This is a genomic window from Labilibacter marinus (assembly GCF_001659685.2).
Taxonomy (GTDB): domain Bacteria; phylum Bacteroidota; class Bacteroidia; order Bacteroidales; family Marinilabiliaceae; genus Saccharicrinis; species Saccharicrinis marinus.
Genome location: NZ_LXYE02000034.1, coordinates 161,296 through 181,935, shown reverse-complemented (window position 1 = coordinate 181,935; position 20,640 = coordinate 161,296). Strand labels below are relative to the sequence as shown.

Below are 20,640 nucleotides of genomic sequence, written 5' to 3'. Positions count from 1 at the left end.
TATGGCAGCCCTGCTTAAATTTTGGGAAATAGTTAACTGATTGACTTAACCAGTTTTTATAATTTAATAAATCGAGTTCCTACTCTTGTATCGTTATTTGAAATAATGATTAAATATGCTCCTGCAGGTAGTTCATCAACATCCACCGTAGATTTTGAGTTATTACCTTGTAATAAGCCCAACTGAGCTACGGTTCCTGAAATAGTGTAAATTGTATATTTCAATGAACCATTATCTATTTCAGCAGCTTCTATAAAGAGCTGACCGCCTTTAACTGGGTTAGGATATAATTTCATACCTGCAGCATATAAATCTTTAACTCCTACAATTTTACAACCCTTTTCATCTACCTCAGCTCCAGTTTCAGTATTGGGGCATTCATCCACATCATCCATCACACCATCATTATCAGAATCTACTTCTGAAGGATCAGGATTAAGCGAACAGTAATCTCCAGGTAAACTATAACATCCAACACCAGCAGGGCCTAATTCAGGATCCCAACTAATACCTGGCTCCCAAGCAGTACCCCCATATTCATATGCCCCTGCATCAGGCGAATGACCTATATAACCATCCGTAAAACCCGATATTTCTCTACCATAGTTAATAGGCTGGGTATTGGCTTTTAAGGTAAAATCACCTGCCGAAACATCTGTAAATGAATTACCAGAAGAAAGGGTTAAATTGTTTTGCTTATCAGACTGAGGTTCCCAATCATTTTTATCCGATAAGTTATTCCACACATTAACATTAGAAAATGCAGTTCCTTCTTTGTGCCATGCACCCATGGTAGCAGAACCATTCCAAAGTGTATTATTATAGATATTTAGATTAGTTCCATTCCAATTAATTTGTACATTGGTCCACTCTGTATTCCAAACTACATTATTATATACATCAACATTTCCTGCATCATTATCTAAATAAATACCAGCTGCCTTATGCAAATCGCCACGTCCAGCTGCATCATGAAACCAGTTGTGATGTATCTTCATATTTAATCCTGCTCCTAAAGTATATAACAAAGCACAATCATCAGCAATTAAGTTACTATGATGAATATCGTTATAAGCCACCTCACTATTTTTAGTAGTGATTTGAATAGCATCACGACCTCCTCTATATATTTCGTTATTTTTTAACGTAGCATTATTACCTCCTCTTATTAACATAGGAGCGTCATAACAGCCGTTAGTATTAAAATCGTGAACTCTACAATCTTCAATAATAGTATTATCGCCTGAAGAATAGATACCCGAGCCTGCACCAAACGCGACCTCACATTTTTCAATGGTATTATAATTTCCCTGAACACGAATACTTTGTTTTCCCGATAAAAATCCTCGTTGAATTCCACGCACCATACTACCGTAAAAACTAGACACACCACTTAACTTGTTTCCTGTACCATTGATGGTAACACCACCGCCCATTAAAGCAAGGTTTTTAATCTCGATATAATTTCGGCCATTTAAATTAACCGTTAAGTTTCGTTTACGCATTTGAACTTGTTCATCCGTTGGTGCTCCTCCAGGAACCTGTATATATAGCGTATTATTACCGGCATCAAAATACCACTCATTGTTATAATCTAAAGCTTCTTTTATTCCTTCTAAGTAAAAATCTCCTTTAGCAGAAGGATAATGAAATGTACGTATCCAAGATGGATTTTTATCTAAGCTAAAATCAACACGACCAGATGAACTTGCTGTAATCCATGATTTCCAAGCAGTCCATCCGCCACCACCCATATCTCCATAAAAGAAGATTGAACCTCCGTTTTCCCATGCATAATTTGGTATACTCGAATTTGTTAAGTAAGCATTTAAATCATCTTTACCACTTCCTCCTGAGTTCCTTAAAGAATTCAATGTAAATGGGTCTCCATCTGTATTATTTGGCCAACGAGCTAAATCACAAGCCACATCTCCATTCATAACAAAATTTTCTTGCTCTAAATCCCAATCAACAGTTGTTTTATAGATATTTCCGTCGTCTAAAGTCCAACCGGAAAGAGCCTGCATAGCTGTAACAATCACCTTTTCTCCTGCAGCCGCCTGAAATACAATAGGATTTCCAACTGTACCTGAATTGGCTGGCGTTAATGTTTCTTCATAAGTACCCTCTGAAATAGTAACAACGTCACCTGCTTGTGCAACAGTAGCAGCCTTAGAAATAGTTAAAAATGGACTACCCTCCAATCCCGTATTACTATCATCCCCTTGTTTACTCACCACATAGTTTTCTGCACTAAATGGCAGGACAAACAAATGCATCATGATTGTTACTAAAAATAACCTTGTAGAAATTAAATTCATATATCTATTATTTAAATTTTCAATGATGTACAACCTTCTTACTTATAATCATTTTGGATAATTATTCCGTTTGATTATTTAATCGCAGCCTGCTAGCCCTAGAATGTTATGAACTTGATTAGTTTACTCTCAACTTATCTCCTCCTCTGTGATTATGTAAGCGGCTGCAAATTACAATTTCGAACTTTTAGACTGAGTGAAATTTTAATTATATAATAAGGTGTATTTTACATTTTTAACTATGCACCAGAACGTTAAATGCTGTTACTGTAAAAGATAGCCTGAGAATATTACTTTTAAGGGGTATTACTAAGAGAAATTATTAAAAAAGGGCATCCTTGCGAGATACCCTTTTAACTAAACACTTATACAAATAACTATAAAAAAGTTCTATTTAATATCGTCCCAATTATCCGTTCTAAAAGATGATGCTGGATTGCCTGCTGTATTATACAAACTACCTACAAACCAGTTACTCCAACCGTAACGAATAGCCACAGGCTCCTTTACCTCATCATTCCAAACCTCTAATTGTATACCTTTTATTAACGCTTTCGCTGGATGAAAAACACTATCAGTACCAGCAATATAAAAATCAGACAGATGCTTTCCTTTATTGTCAATACCAAGGGGGGCATTTTTAAAATTTAAGTAGGCTTTTCCATCTTTCACATTCATAGAATTATATACTGGACCGCCACAAATAACTTGATTAAAACCGTAATCTTTATTTAAAGCCCAATATGCTAGGCGATGACCTATAGTTATCTTTTCAGGCGGATGAATATTCCAACGATGACCAATATCTACAGTAGAAACCATGCCAGTATTAACTACTTTTGACATGGCTTTAAGTTGCGCTTCTCTTAACTCGGCGGTGTTTCTTCCAGGGGTTTTTCCATAGTTTTGAAAGGGGCATATTTGCACATAATAAAATGGAAAATCTCCTTGCCCCCATAGCTCTCTCCAACGGGTAATCATACGAGGAAATAGTTCTTCGTATTGTTTCGGCTGTGCAGAGTTTGATTCTCCCTGATACCAAATCACCCCCTTTATACCAAAACCTTGTATAGGATGAACCATAGCATTATACAATACTGTTGGTGTTTGAAATTTCATCTTTTCGGTTCCTATATCACCTAAGAAAACCTCTTTAAATTCTGTTTCAAGTACTTCTTTATCCATCCAAGCTTCAACTCTTGTTCCTCCCCAGGTAGCATTAATAACACCAATAGGTACTTGCAATACTTCATTTAAATACCTGGCATAACTGTAAGCTACAGCACTAAAGTTAGCTACACTCTGGGGATTGGCTTCAGTCCATTGGCTTGAACAATCCCTCTTTATCTCGGCAGCATAATCATTACGAATATTAAATAATCTAATATTGGCATTATTAGCATGAGCAATTAAATCGTTACTACCATATACTGGTTGTGAATTAAAGCCCTTTACGGGCATCTCCATATTAGATTGGCCTGAACACACCCAGACTTCTCCAATTAGTACATTGTTTAAAATAATTTTATTAGAAGCATTAAATTCTATAGTGTATGGACCGCCGTAACTTGGTGTTGATATTTTTGCTCTCCATTTACCATCAGTATCTGCTTTTACCTGAATATCTTCAGTCAGCCAACTGGCATTAATGGTAACTTGCTCCTTTTTATCGGCCCATCCCCAGATAGGAACTTCGGATTGCTGTTGCAGCACCATATTACTGGCAAAAACAGAGGGTAATTTCACATCTGCATTTGCATTATAAATACCTAAGCATAAAAGTACTAGAGTTAAAAATATGCCTCTCATAAAAATGATTATTTAATCAATAACTTATTGGTAAAAACCTCTTTATCTGTAACTAACTGAACAATATACGTTCCTTCATTTAAACCGCTCTTGGTTACTTTTGTGTTACCGCCGAATGATTCTATACTTTTTACAATTTTACCATCCATACCAATAATATCAATCATACCTAAGGCGTCAGAAGCTACCGTAAAATCAGAATTTGTTGGGTTAGGAAATATTTTCAACTCTCCTTTTCTCACCACTAATCCATCTTTAACAGATACATCATCACCCATTCTGGCTCTTAAAACAGCAGCACCTACACCTCCTGATTTACCATCAGGAAAAGTAACCCTTACTGTGTTAGAGATCTTAACTAAATTTCTAGGTACCTTAACTACTTTTGTTGTGGCATAAAAATCACCTGTAATCCTATCCGCACAATCCTCTACAGGAACCGTTAATTCTGTTCCATTAAAAAATATTTTCACTTCTTTACTATACGCAGCTTTTCTACTAATACCCACTCTTAATTCGGCATCAGCCACATATCTATAATCTTGTACTCTTAATGTGATATCTTTTGAACCAGTAAACTGCACAGCCGACTCCGTAGAATAATAAATATTCTCAGGCACTGTTTCACTTTCCACGATATCAGTCTCGTAATTTACAAATACCACGATAGATTCTTGTGATCCAATATTAATAGTTGATAATGAAGCCACCGTTTCTTCGGTTAATTCAGGTCTAAAATCCACTTGTCTCTTTAACCTTCTAATCATCACATCTTCCACTGCGGTGTCGAGATCATTTACATTAACTGTAATTTCACCATCCACATCGCTCTGATTGTGAAAAACCATAACTAGCTTTTTGCCATCTACAAACGAATGAAATTGTATATCTGTATCATCGCAATACGAATCAATTCTTCTACCTTGTACATCTTTAAAAAACTTATAATAATCAATCAATTTCGATTCTACCCAAACATCACTCGTTTTGTCAAAGTCTTCTTTCACCAATAAACTAGAATAATATTTAGTATCCCAATTGGCACTTTGAAGTAAAATAAACGGTACCGATTTCAACACAACATGCGGATGATTCATATAGGTCATGGTATTGGCAATAGCACTATTTACCATGATGAAATTATCGATATTACGTTTCTGCATTTCGTAATCGAAACCACTGCCTGGAAAATATTTTTGTCCCAAATATTCTAAAGCCTCTTCCCTATTATTGGTATCTGAAATATAACCACCATGCTCACTGGTTACATATTTAAAATCCTTACCATGTCTGTTATATGCATAGGTAGCACATGCATCCAACACGCCTTCTAAGGGTAAACCAGAATTAATTGCTCCCACAAAATCATTTTCTGCAGCATCCCAACGCATATAGTCATATGAGTGGAAAGAATAGAAATCAAGTTCATAATTGGTTCTAGTCATAAACTTGGTGATAGAATTCAGATTCTGATATTCATTTTTGTGATAATTACTTACAGATGAACAGGGTCCTCCAACTTTTACACTTAACCCATCTGCAGTTACTTTTTGCTTGGTTTTAACATGTAAATCAATAAAGCGTTGGTCGTCCATATGTTTCCAATGCGGCTCGTTCATTAACTCATAAAACGCAGGGCGCTGAAAGTCAGTAAAATTGTATTTTAACACAGCTGAAATTAATTCGGCTGCCGACTCCGCATTGGAAGGAAATTTATGACCTTTAGTACCATCCACAGTATACAAATCCATATAATCCGGATAAGGATCACTACCTTCATGACAGGCTAGATCCTGATTATCACCGTAAGCCGCCTTCAGTATATCTAAACCATCATCATTGGGATTTTTCTGACTAATGTAATAATCAATATCAGTGTATCCTTCTCTGGATGCATCTTCTTTTAATGCATTGGTCCAGTTGGTTTCTGATTTTACCATACTTAACCTTCTGCCCACATTCATCTTTAATTCATCGATATAATAATCGCTCATCGTTTGATCATAATCGATTACATCTTTTTTTAGCTCAGTAGACGATGCTGCCAAATTAAAATATTTAACTCTATCCAGTTCTTTATGTCCTTTTATACTTTTAGAAATAGTTGGTGAAACATCAACTGTAATTTGTTGTTGAGCATATGATGTAAAAGGTATTATTGCCAACACCATTGCTCCTGTGCATTTAAGAATTTTTTTTAACATAGCTCTATATTGATTTTATGATTACTTTTTCTGATTTATCATTTAAATTAACCTCAACTGTTATTTCTCCTTTTTCGAGCGTTGATTGAATGATTAACAAACATTTACCCTCAGAAGTGACCACACTATTATTTTGGTAATCTTGCACACTCTTTGGCGAACCATTATCCACTCCTAATAACTTAGCAGGTCCTGATATTTGAAATACAACTTCATTCTCAATTGCTCTAACGGGCTCACCATCCTTATCTTTTAATTGTACTTCAAAGTGTGCCACATCGTAAGCATCCGCTTGTAATGTTTTCTTATCTACATTTACTGAAAAAGATACAGGCTCTAAGCTTGTTTTAATAACTGCTGTTGTATTATTATTTACCGCAAGTGCCTTTAGTTCTCCTTGTTGATATGGCACTGCCCATTTTAAAATATGATCATGAACATCAGCTAACTTTTTGACGCCTAAGGATTGATTATTTAGGAATAATTCTACTTCTGGCTGATTGGTGTAAACTTCAACCATCACTACATCACCTTCTGCATAGTTCCAATGTTTATTAACATCTTGCCATCCCCATTTCTGATGATCTGCCCAACCTTCTTCTTTTTCTCTTACGGTTCCGTTTTTACCAGCTTTATAGGGAGACTTCTCTTCAACTTGTGTGGTAATATATATATGCGGTTCTTCTTTCCAAAGTGTTTTAAACATATGGTAAGATGGATTCTCGAATCCTGCAAAATCAAGCATTCCACTACCGCTGCCTCGTACTGGCCATTTTCTGGATTCGCCCATATAATGAATACCTGTCCACATAAAAATACCTGACATATAATCATGCTCAAGCACTGGTTCCCATTCCTGATATCTGACCCAATTTTCTGTTCCAAGAATAACCTTATCTGGATAATTTCTTCTGCAATAATCATATACTGCACGACGGTAACTCAAGCCTACAATATCCAAAGCATCTGCATAGCCAGAAAACATGCTTACCGTAGGAATAACAAGGTTAGCAGTTACAGGCCTGGTAGTATCGTACTTTTTAACAATTGCAGACAGTCGTTTTGCTGTTTTGGCACAAATATCCTCCTGCTCATTAGAATAAAACAATTCTTTTACTTTTTCAACAGAGAATGGAGGTTCGTCCCAATAGTAATTTACATCACCTACTTTGTTTCCTCCCCAATAACCAGTTGCATTGCCATACTGAGGAAAGGTCCATTCTATCTCGTTACCAATACTCCACATAATAATACTTGGATGATTGCGATCTCTTAATATCATATTGGTTAAATCTCTCTCCGACCAATCATCAAAGTGCTCAGCGTATCCTTTGGTTATATCATCCACTGACTCTTGATTATAATTTCGTCTTTTATCTTTTGCATTCTGAAACTCATCAAAAGCCTCGTCCTGAACTAAAAAACCCATTTCATCACAGATATCTAAAAACTCAGCAGATGGTGGGTTATGGGCAGTACGAATAGCATTACAACCTGCGTCTTTCAGCTTCTGTAACCTACGTTCCCATACTCCGCGAGGCACTGCAGCCCCCACCAAGCCACCATCATGATGTAAACAAACGCCTTTTATCAAGGTATTTTTTCCGTTTAAAAAGAATCCCTTTTCCGCATCAAAATAAAAGGAACGAACACCAAAGGGAGTTTCATATCTGTCTATATTTACACCATTAACAAAAAGCTCCGTTACCAACTTATACATCGAAGGGCTCTCGGGACTCCAAAGGTTTGGATTAAGAATATTAACATCCGTAGAAAACTCTTGTTGTTCCCCACTGATGATATTAACTTCATTTTCGCCAACTTCTATTCTTTCACCTTGATAAAAAATACTGTTTCTTACAACTACCTTTTGATCGTAACTCACCCTATTCTGAATGGTTGTTTTAATATTCACCTGAGCTTTTTCAGTACTTGCTTCAGGTGTTGTAACAAAAGTTCCCCATTGTGGAATATGTACTTTATTGGCCATGATCAGTTTTACATTACGGTAAATTCCTGAACCTGGATACCAGCGGCTATCAATATAAGCCGAACGATCTGCTCTAACCGTAATTACATTCTCAGCTCCAAACTTTAAGTGTTTGCTTAGGTCGTAACTAAATGGTGCATAACCAAATGGTCTTTCCCCAAGATATTGGCCGTTAATCCATACTTCTGAATTAGTATATACGCCATCGAACTCAATCCATACTATTTTATCTTTAGCACTTTGAGGAATTGTGAAACTTTTACGATACCAACCTATTCCGCCAGGCAAAAAAGCTGTTGCTCCTCCTGTTTTTTCTTGCGTAAAACTATGCTCTACACTCCAATCATGTGGCAATTGCACCTCTCTCCAACTTTTATCATCAAAGTCAACCTTATAGGCATCAACTTCATCACCTAAATTAAACTTCCATCCAAAATTAAAGTCCTCAATAACTCTTACTTCTGAACTCTCTGATTGACAACTAGCCAATAGCACTAGCGCAAAAACATATATTAGAATGCAATTCTTCATCATATAATAGTTAAAATTTCAATCGATTTTATTTTATTGATCTTATAGCATATAACTTCATCTACAAAAGTAAAATATGTATAGCTTTAGTCTATTGAAAAAACTATGGTTAAAAGGGGGATATTTTTGCATAAAAAAACCTACTGAGAAAACATCCCAGTAGGTTAATATCAAAAGTAAAGGAGTGAATATACCCCTCTTATTCTTACAATTCTATCTTCAGTGCAAAAGCATCTTCGCAAGGTTTATCCTTTGGCATTTCAACCTCTAAACCTGCGTCTGTTAGTTGCCAATTAAGCTTTTGAGCAGAACCTAACAAACTTACATTTTTAATTTTTGAGGTAAGAAGTCCTTCTTTTTTAGCAAAGCTACGAACAAGCATTTTTTCGCCTGGCCAATCTAAGGCAATTGCGTATAAATTTCCATCTTTTGTGGTAAAACGAATATCCTCAGCAACGGCTTCTGGGTTTTCATCTTCGCTTAGGTGTCCTTCTTTAATTTCTTGAGGTCCTTCTCCAAATATTTTCCATGGACGTGTATCAAAAATGGCTTCACCATTTACCTTAAACCAATCTCCCATACCTAACAAACGTTCTTTCACGCCTTCTGGCATAGTACCATCTGCTCTTGGAGTAACATTTAATAATACCGCACCGTTTTTACTTACCACATCCACTAAAAAGTCGATTAAACGATTGGTAGTTTTATAATCCGGATCACTGATATCACACCAAGCTTTCCAATCAATAGAATCATCCGTTAACCATGGGAAGTCTTTTTTCTCGCTCATGCGCGAACGCTCTAGATCTAGTACTGCAGTACCTTCTTCCATATCGGTAAATTTGTAAGTACAAACTACATCTCTACCCCACTCTTGTGCCTTATTGTAATAATTGGCCAAGAACTGCTTACGATACTGCTCTTCGATGATATCCATCTTATTATCAAACCAAATAATATCTGGCTGATATTTGTCCATTAATTCATTTAAACGATCCAACCATTCTTGATGAAATTCTTTTTTAGGAGGATTCGGATACTCACCAGTCGCCATTACAAAAGAACCTTCTGGCACATAGGGTCCATATAACCCGGCATATGTTGTATCTGCTGCATCTGTAGTTTCATCCCAAGTAGGATACCAAGCGTACAACCAATGACGATGGTATGTAGCAATAAACTTCATACCTTGCTTACGAACAGCCTTTTCCATTTCTCCAACTACATCACGCTTAGGTCCCATATCCATGGCATCCCATTCTGTTAATTCACTATCCCACATGGCGAATCCATCTGCATGTTCAGCCACCGGCCCAGCAAATTGTGCTCCCGATTTTTTAAATAGCTCAGCCCATTCATCAGCATCAAAATGCTCTGCGGTAAACATGGGGATAAAGTCCTTATAACCGAACTCTTTTAGGTTACCATATGTTTCTTCGTGATATTTACGAATTGGATGATCTTTGGTATACATATGTATAGCATACCACTCTGTTTCGTGCGCAGGAACAGAATATGGTCCCCAATGGAAATAAATACCAAACTTAGTGTTTAACCACCACTCTGGCACTTCATATTGTTTTAATGATTCCCAGTCTGCAGTGTATTCAATTTTTTCTGCGATTGCTTTTTCAGCCTCCTTGGGTTTGGAGTTACAGGCAAACAAAGCCAATGTTAAAATGACGAATAGATAGTTTTTCATTGTGATTCAAATATTTAAATTCTCAATAAATTTGTATGTCTTTCAAGGTACAAAAATAGCAGATACTTTACACAAAGTTTTATACTAATACGACACTTCTTACCACAAACTCGTTCAGCTAACACTCAGCACCAAAATAAAAAAAAGGCATTGAATTACTTCAACGCCTTTTTTCATCCTTTACAGGTTTATATTATTACGATTACTTATCCCAGTACTCATCAACTACTTTCTTGATGTGAGCATAGTTTTCATCGGTATCACCTACTTCAGTACGTAGATTCTTCAACTTTTCTTTTAACATGACTTTAACCTCAGCGTAAGCGGGATCATCGTACACATTATTCATCTCTTTAGGATCTTTCTTTAAGTCATATAGTTCCCATGCTGGCGGAGTGTGACGCGTAAAATCGTTACCCCACGACTTTTTATTCCAATCTGCATTCGGATCATCAGTATCTACCCAATATTTACCATAGAAGAAAATAAGCTTATAATCTTTGGTACGTACACCAAAGTGCGCTGGATTGGCATGACGATGCGCCATATGCATCCAGTAACGATAATAAGTAGCATCTCTCCAGTCTTCAGGTTCCTGACCTGTTTCAAGAATAGACTTAAAACTTTTACCTTGCATATATTCTGGCACCTGACCACCTGCTAACTCTAACATAGTTGGTGCAAAATCAGTATTATTGATAATAGCATCTGTTCTAATACCTGCTTTTACTGATTCGGGGTAACGCACAATAAATGGCATTCTCATAGATTCCTCATACATCCAACGTTTATCGATGTAATCGTGCTCTCCTAACATAAATCCCTGGTCACCTGTATAAATAATGATGGTATTTTCCATTAAACCAGCCTCTTCCATGTAAGCAAATAACCTTTTTAAGTTATCATCTACACCTTTTACACAACGCAAATATCTTTTAATATACTCTTGGTAAGTAGCCTTAGTATAATCAGGATCAGGAATATCCTGATCTATATTCATGTGCATTCCCATGTTTCTAATGGTATTACGATGCGAAACCGAAGAACCTATTACATTGATTAACTCATCGTTATAACCTTTAGTACCCACAGAACCGTTATTTTCGTTATCGTATAAACTAGATGGTTCAGGAATAAAAGTGTCTTCTAAATAATCGGCATAACGAGGTGCAAACTCAAACATATCATGCGGCGCCTTGTAATGGTGCATCAAGAAAAATGGTTTTGAGCTATCTCTATTCTTTAACCATTCTAAAGTAATATCGGTAATAACATCCGAGCTATGCCCTTCTGTTTTGATGGTTTCTGTTTTTTTAGTAGCAGGAAACTCATACTTCATTCCTTTTTCAATAAATACAGGATTAAAGTATTCACCTTGTCCACCATGACCTACTAGAACTTTATAATAATCAAAAGCAGATGGTTCATTATGCAAATGCCATTTTCCAATAATAGCAGTTTCATAACCCAATTTGCCCATTTCTTGTGGTAAATATTGCTGATCGCCAATATGGCCTTCTAAATCAATAACGCCATTCACATTACTATACTGCCCTGATATAATACAAGCCCTACTAGGTGTGCATATTGCATTAGTTACATAACAGTTATCAAAAACAACTCCTTCGCTAGCCAACTTATCAAGCGTTGGTGTTGGGTTTAATGAAGCTAAGCGACTACCATAAACACCAAACCCCTGAGTGGTATGGTCATCGGACATAATATATAAAATATTAGGCTTCGCTTTTTCTTTTTTTGCTGGATCGCAAGAAGTAAAGACAAAGACAGCCAATACTAATCCAACAACATAATTAAAAATGTTCGTACTCATGTTATATTGTATTTTGTAGTGTTTTATTTTTGGACGACTAAAAGTACAAGTAAATTCCATACCAGATCGAAAAAAACAGTTAATTATAAGGGGTATTTTTAACGCAAATCAAGAATTAACCCTTCACTTTTATCCTAACACCTCCAATTTACTGTTTACCCCTCCATTTAATATTTTTTTTTCACCACGCCCTCAAGCATCTTATTATACTTTTATACTGAAAAATTAGAAACAGACTAAATAACAAGTGAAAACAATTAATTATAATCTATAACGAAAATGAAATTAAAAACAGGATTATATGCTATAGCTGCTTTTGCCACATTGGCATTGGCTAGTTGTTCGCAATCTAGTAGCGAAAAAAAGAGCTGCTGCGATGAAAAGACAGAAGCTTTCACCGCGGATTGGGAGTCGTTGAACAAAGTAAACCAAGTGCCAGAATGGTTTAAAGATGCTAAGTTTGGTATTTATGCTCACTGGGGACCAGTTTCTCAAGCTTTTGTTGACATGAAACCGAAACAACATATGGCTGGTTGGCATGGTATGATGATGTATGGTAAAGATGGAGTACCTAACTGGAGTACTGGTAAAAACTCTGGTAAACCAACGTCTAACTATCTTCATCATAAAGAATTATTTGGTGATCCTGCTACCGATGAAAAATTCGGTTATAAAGGATTAATTGAAAGCTTTGACCCAAGTGGTTTTGATGCAGTGGAATGGGCTGATTTATTTGCTCGTTCAGGAGCTAAATTTTCAGGTCCAGTTGCTATGCACCACGATAACTTTGCAATGTGGGATAGTAAAGCGACACGTTGGAACTCTATGAACTATGGAGGCATTGATCCTTCAGCTGCGTTAAAAACAGAAATAGAGAAACGTGACATGAAGTTTTTAGCTTCATTCCACCACGCATTTACATGGATGTATTATGCACCTGCTCACCTATACGGAAAGGTAGATCCTAAGGATTACGATCTTTATACTAATCCGCACACTTTTGATGACAAAATGCCTGATGAAGAGTTTCATGAGCAATGGTGGGCTAAGCTAAAAGAATATATCGACGTGTATCAGCCAGATGTATTATGGTTTGACTGGTGGTTAGAAGAATTAAAAGAAGAAAGCAGAACTAAGTTTTTAGCTTACTACTATAACAAAGGTAAAGAGTGGAATAAAGATGTAGCTGTTCTTTTTAAAGAAACTACATTTACAGAAGAAACTGCGATTAGAGATTACGAACGTGGTCGTCCTAACCAGGCTAAAGAACAAGCATGGATTACCGATACTTCTCCAGGAGCTTGGTTCCACAGATCAAATGCAAAATTTGTTACGACTAACGAGTTAGTTGATATTTTAGTAGATATCGTAGCTAAAAATGGTAACATGTTATTAAACGTGCCACCAGATCCAGATGGAAGTATTCCTCAAGTAATGAAAGATCTTTTAATTGGTATGGGAGATTGGTTAGCTATTAATGGAGATGCTATTTACGGAACTCGTCCTTGGGTAACCTTTGGTGAAGGCCCAACTCGTTTACCTTCTGGAGGTCATAAAATTGAGCGTAAAAAGATTGTATATCAAGAAACTGATATACGTTTCACAAAGAAGTCTGACACTGAATTATTTGCTATCTTAATGGATACGCCTAAAAAGGATATCGTTATTAAATCATTAAGTACTGACATGGCTGTATTACCTGTAGCTATTGAAAAAGTAGAGCTTTTAGGAAGCGACGAAGAAATTAAATGGGAAAGAACTTCTAAAGGTTTAGAAATCAAAGCTCCTTCTTCATTCCCTTCAGAACATAGTCATGCTTTCAGAATTATCTGCGAAGGTTATAAAGAAGCTGACATAGGTGGAGAAATTGAGCAAGACTTATAATGGAAAAATTATAGTTTGATGTATTAGATTAAAAGTCCCCTAGTGGGACTTTTTTTTGTACCTGATCTTTTATTCAAACAGATAAATTTACCTCAAGTTTATCTACGCTATGCACTTGGAATAACTACTCCATAATACATATTGTATTTTTTATTATAATACAAACCTTTTAATCTTTCACACGTATCACGACTTAACATTTTAAATCGTGTTGTGACAGATAAAATATTCAACTATATATTCCTCATCTTTATAATCTTTTTAACCAACAACTGTTGGGCACAAAAAGCACAAAGTGATAGCATTCTTAATAACTTCTTAAGCCATCAAGTTGGAAGCAGAGCTTGTGTTAAAGCCTCTGAAAAAATTGTTTCAGACATAGGTGACTCTTACAATTTTTACAATGAAGATTTAAAATCAAAAATAGAAGATAATGGTCATAAAAAGAATCCAGAAATTGTTGCACACTACTACTATCTAATTGCCTATTCACATTTTTTAAAAGAAGAAGATATCGATGCGGTTAAAAACTTTTTAACCGCGCTTAATTTTGTTGATTCAACTAAAAATAATTACCTAAGATATAGTATACATTTTAGACTGGCCAATTCCTACGCTCGCATACAGTTTTATACAAAACAAGATCATGTATATCACAAAGCTTTATACCATTACAATATTGCTATTCCTATTATTGAAAAGCTAAGCGAGAACAGCTCAGATTTAATTACCATTTACACTTTAATTGCACACGCTTATCATGGCATTAAAGAATTTGAAAAAAGTGAATCGTACTACAAAAAAGCAGAAGACATTGCATTAAAATCGAACAATAGTAAGGCAGTTGTAAGAAGTATTCTAAACCGAGGAAATTTATATCTCAGGTACAAACATCATATTAAAGCAGAGCAATCAACACTTAAAGCATTTGCTATTGCAGATAGCATTGACTACCCTCTTGGGAAAGCATACTGTCAAATAAACCTTTGCCAAATAAATGCTGAACTTCTTCGATTTGAATCATCATTAAAATATGCTCAACTAGCCCATAAAGAGAGTGAAATCCATGATTTGCCTTACATAAAATTTAGATCTAACCAAGAGCAAGCGAAAATTTACACTAAACTTAAAAAATACGATTCTGCCATATTATACTATAATAAATGTATTACTAACTTATCCTCTCATCCTAACCAATTTTACTTAAAAAAGGTACTAAGCGAGCTGGCAGAAATCTATTCAATTAGAGGTGAATATAAAAATGCCAATAAACATCTTAGTCAATACCTACATTTGAATGATAGCTTGAACAATATTGACTATAAAAAACGGATTAAGGTTGCAGAATCAATTCATCAGCATGAAGCTACCGTTTTTAAGAATAAATTATTAGAGAAGGAAAACACGCTACACGAAGTAGAACTTAAGATGTCAAAACTAATCCTTCTATCAGCGTTGGCCTTAATATTTCTTCTTGTGATATCCTATATTATTCAATCAAGAGCAAAAAACAAATACAAGTCTTTGTCTAAAAAGATTTTGACTCAGAAAAACATAATTTCCTCTCAAAACAATGAAATAATTGCTAAAAATAAAGATCTAAATGATTATAAAATAAATTTAGAAAAGCTTGTAGAAGAGCGTACTTTAGAGCTTAAGGAAGCTTTAAATATGGCACAAGAAAGTAACCAATTTAAAAATGCATTTCTTGAAAATATCTCTCATGAAATACGTACACCAATGAATGCAATCATTGGTTTTACCGAACTTCTTGAATTTGCAGATGAAAATGAGTTTAAACATAGTATCGACTTAATTATACAAAATAGTGAGGAGCTGTTGGAAACCGTTGAAGGTTTGGTTGAAATAGCAAAACTTAAAACATCTATTAAACAATTATCCTTAACTACTACTGAAAGCACGTATTTTAATCAGGCCATATTCAATTACGTTAGTATTTTAAAATCAGAGATTTTTAAAGAAAAAGCAACGCTTACCGTTGAGCTATCCCATTTTGATGGAACCATTACTACCGATATAAACAAGCTTTGTCGTATTTTAAAGAACTTATTGGATAATGCCATTAAGTTTTCTCCTAAAGGAAATGTTAATTTATCATCCTTTGATTATGGTGATGAAATAGAGTTTATTATTGAAGATGATGGCATAGGTATTTCTCCTGAAAAACTAAACGATATATTTGGGATTTTCAGGAAGTTTGAAGTTAAACAAAACCCTCATCGAGGTATAGGAATTGGCCTATCTATAGTAGATAAACTTATTCAAAAATTAGATGGATCAATGACTGTTGAATCAGAATTAAACAAGGGTACTAAGTTTAGTTTTCGAATTCCCAAAAATCTAATTGCAGAGTAATACTCACTATTTCCTGCACAAATTATTATGGTGTCATTACAGCACTTCCAACTTAACCAACTCGCAAGCCATATCCGTACGTTTAAGTCCCGTAACTTTAAACACAGCATTAAAGTATTTTTTGCCTTTAGGGATATTTTTATAGAATTCTTTCAGCCACGCTTCATCCGTAAAATTACGCACGGTGGCCAAGGTACCTATATCATTATTAGAGGTTAGAAACAAAGCTTCGTTACCATTCTCTAGTTCCATAAACGAAACCATAGCATGCTCTATCTTTTTATCCTCAACGGTATGTGTTATGAACTCAATGGTCTTATTTCCATCATCAAACATAAAACCATCACGATAAATACTAAATACCTTACTATCCTTTAGAAATAACCCCTCAGAAGCATTCATCGTTTTGAACTGCCCTACGTATACAATATTATGATTTCTGGCATCCTCTAACCTCATTTCCGATTCCAAACGCACATCAAAGTTATTGCCATGATCATGAAACCAGTTGTTTAATTCGTGCAACGCATAAGGAGCCATCTTAGTCATCATAGTATAATCAGCAGCCCTAAGGTCAGTAATATTGTTTTCGCTCATATACCTCGATAGCTCAAAATCCGAATTTATACCATTGATTCTTACGGGTAAATATCTACCATCTCCAATCTTTTTCTCCACCATTAGATGATCCGCAATAACACATAGGTTCTTGGCTTTAGGCGAGAAGAAATCATGCCAGCAATAAACTCCATGCTTAGGGTAAAAGATAAATACCAACGTGCTAACCACCAATATCAACGCAGATAAAACAATAACCTTAGTTTGAGAGAATACTGGATTAGGCTTTGCCTTTTCCTCCTCTACTTCGTTTTCTTCTGCTAATCCAAAATGAACATTATACTGCCCCTTTTCAATTTTAAAAACAACACTATTATCCGTATTAACCTCAGCATAATATTCATCTAGCTTTTTTCTAAGATTAAACATATAAACCCTAACCCTACCATCATTTTTATCTGGATTGTAATTATTCTGAAAAAGTTCAACACCAATAACATGTTCTTTTATATCTACTTCATTAATTGCTTGGTCGACTAAAAACTTCAATAATCGAGCATTTCTTGGCGATTTAACGAATATATGGTGACTTAACACTTTATCAAGTGTCTGATTTATTTTCGTGATTTCGGGGGTATTCATCATAGCTCCACAAAACTATAAAAAAAGAGGGCAAGATAAAACCAGCCTAGCTTTTTTTTCATCTTTCTGAAAACCAATACAATTAAGAAAATAATTAACCGTTAAAAAACTGTTTTAGCTAACATTAATTAACAATTACACTTTCCTTAAGTAACTTAGTCATCACATTATTAATCATCTACAAAATGAAATTATTAAACCATAGTATCGTCATTGTTTTAGCGGGACTTTTATTGGCTTGTAGTCAGCCAGAAAAGCTTAACCAAAAACAACTTTTTGACTTCGATTGGCAATTTACCCAAGGTGAAGCTGCGGATTGTGAAAACCCAAACTTTATTGATAAGGATTGGCAAACGGTTAACCTTCCTCACGATTGGAGTATTCAAGGCTCTTTTAGCAAGGATAATCCGTCCTTCTCAAGAGGAGGATGGTTACCTACTGGTAAATGTGCATATCGTAAATCATTTGATGTTGATGCAGGTAAAAAGGATCAACGTTTTGTCATCTACTTTGATGGGGCCTATCGTAACTCTGAAGTATATATCAATGGAAACCTACTTGGGAAAAGACCATTGGGTTATATCAGTTTTTATTACGATATGACTCCTCATATTAATTTTGGAGGATCAAATGTAATCACCGTTAAACTTGATAACTCTTCTCAACCAGGATCTCGTTGGTATAGCGGAACCGGTATTTATCGTCATGTACATTTAATTACAACAAATAAAATTTACATTCCTATTTGGGGTAATTATATTGTTGCAAATGACGCAGACAAAGAGAAAGCTAAGCTATCGATTGAAACTAAAGTACAAAATGATGATATAAAGGATGCAAACTACAAAGTGGTTTATACAGTTTATAATCAAAAAGGAATTGAAGTAGCCAAAGCTGATACAGAACAGAGCGTTAAGGCTAGACAAGAGAAACTTTCTAAAACAGAAATTGTACTGGTAAATCCAACCTTATGGAATCCTGAGAATCCACACCTGTATTCTGTAAAAACAGATATTATTACTGATGGTAATATTATTCACTCTCAAACAGATAAAACAGGTGTTAGAAATCTAGCCTACGATAACCAAAATGGCTTCTTCCTAAACGGAAAAAACATCAAACTTAAAGGGGTTTGTCTTCACCATGCAGGAGGTCCTCTAGGATCAGCTATTTACCGCAGAACTACTGAACGCCAATTAGAGAAATTGAGAGAAATGGGATGTAATGCAGTTCGTACCTCTCATAATCCATTCTCTGAAGAATTTCTGAATGTATGTGATAGCATGGGATTCTTGGTGATGAACGAAATGTTTGATGAGTGGGAACATGGCAAAAGTCCAGCGACCACACAAAACGGTAAAAAAATAAGAATCCCTGTTGATTTCTATGCCAAAGAATTCAAAGAATGGTCAGACAGAGACCTGACTGATTTCTTATTGAGAGATAGAAATCACCCTTCTGTTGTGATGTGGAGTACTGGTAACGAAATTGATGAGATGAAAAATGAGAAGGGTGCTCCTATAGGAAAACGCTTGGCTGATATTATTCATAAATATGACTACCGCCCTTTAACAAATGGAGTTAACGGTTATGCCTGGAATAGTTATCCAACTCCTGAGGCAGAAGCAACCAGTGATATTTACGGCTATAATTACATTCAGGATGCAGACTTTACCAGGGAGAGAGAAAAAAATCCAGATGCGATGGTAGTTGTTACCGAATGTTCTTCGCAGCAAGCGTTTTATCCTCGCGGAACATATTTATTTGGAGACACTAACAAGAAAGTTGAACAACAGGCAAAAAATAAACCTGTTGTATATTATCCTAAAGAAGGAAAAAAAGAATGGTGGGATAAACTGGAGTATGAAGAAACAGATGCGTATGCCTGGGTTGAAGAACGTCGTTATGATGGTGGAGACAGAGGTATGGGCACATGGAGTGCAGTTAAAAAGCGCCCTTATGTAATGGGACTATTTATCTGGACAGGTTGGGATTATCTGGGAGAAGTAATTCCTTTTGGATGGCCAGCTCGTTCTTCGTCTTTTGCTCCTATCGACCTTTGTGGTTTCCCTAAAGACGGTTATTACTTTTACCAAAGCCAGTGGAGTGATGAACCAATGGTTCATATCTTCCCGCATTGGAATTTAAAGGGTATGGAAGGAAAGCCAGTAACCGTTCACGGTTATACCAATGGTGATGAAGTAGAATTATTCCAGGATGGTAAATCCTTGGGTAAAAAACCGAACAACAGAGAAGGTGTTGAATACCAAAGCTGGGATGTGGTATATCAACCAGGAGAACTGAAAGCTGTATCTTATTTAAATGGCAAAGTTCATTCTGAAAAGATAGTTAAGACAGCTGGCGAAGCTGCTACAATCAAGATTGAAACGCGTCGCCAAAGCATGAAAGCGAATGCACAGGATCTAATTTACGTGGAATGTACCATTTTAGATAAAGATGGAAATGAAGTTCCTACGGCCAATAATATGATGGAATTCTCTATTACAGGACCAGCCGAAATTGCAGGTGTTGGTAATGGCGATAACATGTGTTTAGAGCCATTTAAAGCAACAAATCATTCTGCATTTAATGGTAAATGCTTGGCCATTATTCAGTCTACCAAAGAAGCTGGAGCTATAACTGTTACTGCTACATCTGCAGGACTTGAAAGTACAACTGTTCAGTTAGAATCGAAATAATAAGCCCGTTAGATTGTAAAACACCAGATGGGACATGATCTTATCTGGTGTTTTTGTTTTATGGTTTTAGAGTATCTATACTATAACTCAAAA

10 protein-coding genes are annotated in these 20,640 nt (G+C 35.7%); 3 read left to right on the top strand and 7 right to left on the bottom strand.

Annotated elements, in window-relative coordinates; all coding sequences use genetic code 11:
* Positions 1–56: 56 nt before the first annotated feature.
* The 6 genes from A8L32_RS14320 to A8L32_RS14295 all read right to left on the bottom strand — a co-directional run bounded on the left by A8L32_RS14320 (position 57) and on the right by A8L32_RS14295 (position 12,388).
* Positions 57–2,321, bottom strand: coding sequence for a right-handed parallel beta-helix repeat-containing protein (locus A8L32_RS14320; protein ID WP_075590807.1), 2,265 nt, complete (start codon positions 2,319–2,321; stop codon positions 57–59).
* Between the two features lie 390 nt (positions 2,322–2,711).
* Positions 2,712–4,130, bottom strand: a complete 1,419-nt coding sequence (locus A8L32_RS14315; protein ID WP_066631504.1) for a sialate O-acetylesterase — start codon at positions 4,128–4,130, stop codon at positions 2,712–2,714.
* A gap of 8 nt (positions 4,131–4,138) precedes the next feature.
* Positions 4,139–6,334 (bottom strand): T9SS type A sorting domain-containing protein, encoded by a 2,196-nt coding sequence (locus A8L32_RS14310; RefSeq protein ID WP_075590806.1) that lies wholly within the window; start codon positions 6,332–6,334, stop codon positions 4,139–4,141.
* Between the two features lie 4 nt (positions 6,335–6,338).
* Complete coding sequence (locus tag A8L32_RS14305) at positions 6,339–8,855, bottom strand: glycoside hydrolase family 2 TIM barrel-domain containing protein (protein WP_066631501.1); 2,517 nt, start codon at positions 8,853–8,855, stop codon at positions 6,339–6,341.
* Between the two features lie 205 nt (positions 8,856–9,060).
* Positions 9,061–10,557: an alpha-L-fucosidase gene (locus A8L32_RS14300; protein ID WP_066631499.1), complete on the bottom strand. Its 1,497-nt coding sequence runs from the start codon at positions 10,555–10,557 to the stop codon at positions 9,061–9,063.
* Between the two features lie 202 nt (positions 10,558–10,759).
* Positions 10,760–12,388, bottom strand: coding sequence for a sulfatase family protein (locus tag A8L32_RS14295; RefSeq protein ID WP_066631579.1), 1,629 nt, complete (start codon positions 12,386–12,388; stop codon positions 10,760–10,762).
* 279 nt (positions 12,389–12,667) lie between these two features.
* On the opposite strand from A8L32_RS14295, the gene A8L32_RS14290 reads away from it, so the two are divergent.
* Positions 12,668–14,272, top strand: a complete 1,605-nt coding sequence (locus A8L32_RS14290) for an alpha-L-fucosidase (RefSeq protein ID WP_066631497.1) — start codon at positions 12,668–12,670, stop codon at positions 14,270–14,272.
* 213 nt (positions 14,273–14,485) lie between these two features.
* Positions 14,486–16,648: a tetratricopeptide repeat-containing sensor histidine kinase gene (locus tag A8L32_RS14285; RefSeq protein ID WP_066631495.1), complete on the top strand. Its 2,163-nt coding sequence runs from the start codon at positions 14,486–14,488 to the stop codon at positions 16,646–16,648.
* A gap of 36 nt (positions 16,649–16,684) precedes the next feature.
* Here A8L32_RS14285 and A8L32_RS14280 read toward each other — a convergent pair whose 3' ends face one another.
* Positions 16,685–17,851, bottom strand: a complete 1,167-nt coding sequence (locus A8L32_RS14280) for a helix-turn-helix domain-containing protein (RefSeq protein WP_143525111.1) — start codon at positions 17,849–17,851, stop codon at positions 16,685–16,687.
* A 182-nt stretch (positions 17,852–18,033) separates the two neighbouring features.
* On the opposite strand from A8L32_RS14280, the gene A8L32_RS14275 reads away from it, so the two are divergent.
* Entirely contained in the window at positions 18,034–20,547 is a 2,514-nt protein-coding gene (locus A8L32_RS14275) for a glycoside hydrolase family 2 TIM barrel-domain containing protein (RefSeq protein WP_066631491.1), read from the top strand.
* Positions 20,548–20,640 lie beyond the last annotated feature (93 nt).

Coding starts and splice junctions, on each gene's coding strand:
- A8L32_RS14320 (WP_075590807.1), bottom strand. CDS start 2,321: ATGAATTTAATTTCTACAAGGTTATTTTTAGTAACAATCATGATGCAT.
- A8L32_RS14315 (WP_066631504.1), bottom strand. CDS start 4,130: ATGAGAGGCATATTTTTAACTCTAGTACTTTTATGCTTAGGTATTTAT.
- A8L32_RS14310 (WP_075590806.1), bottom strand. CDS start 6,334: ATGTTAAAAAAAATTCTTAAATGCACAGGAGCAATGGTGTTGGCAATA.
- A8L32_RS14305 (WP_066631501.1), bottom strand. CDS start 8,855: ATGAAGAATTGCATTCTAATATATGTTTTTGCGCTAGTGCTATTGGCT.
- A8L32_RS14300 (WP_066631499.1), bottom strand. CDS start 10,557: ATGAAAAACTATCTATTCGTCATTTTAACATTGGCTTTGTTTGCCTGT.
- A8L32_RS14295 (WP_066631579.1), bottom strand. CDS start 12,388: ATGAGTACGAACATTTTTAATTATGTTGTTGGATTAGTATTGGCTGTC.
- A8L32_RS14290 (WP_066631497.1), top strand. CDS start 12,668: ATGAAATTAAAAACAGGATTATATGCTATAGCTGCTTTTGCCACATTG.
- A8L32_RS14280 (WP_143525111.1), bottom strand. CDS start 17,851: ATGATGAATACCCCCGAAATCACGAAAATAAATCAGACACTTGATAAA.
- A8L32_RS14275 (WP_066631491.1), top strand. CDS start 18,034: ATGAAATTATTAAACCATAGTATCGTCATTGTTTTAGCGGGACTTTTA.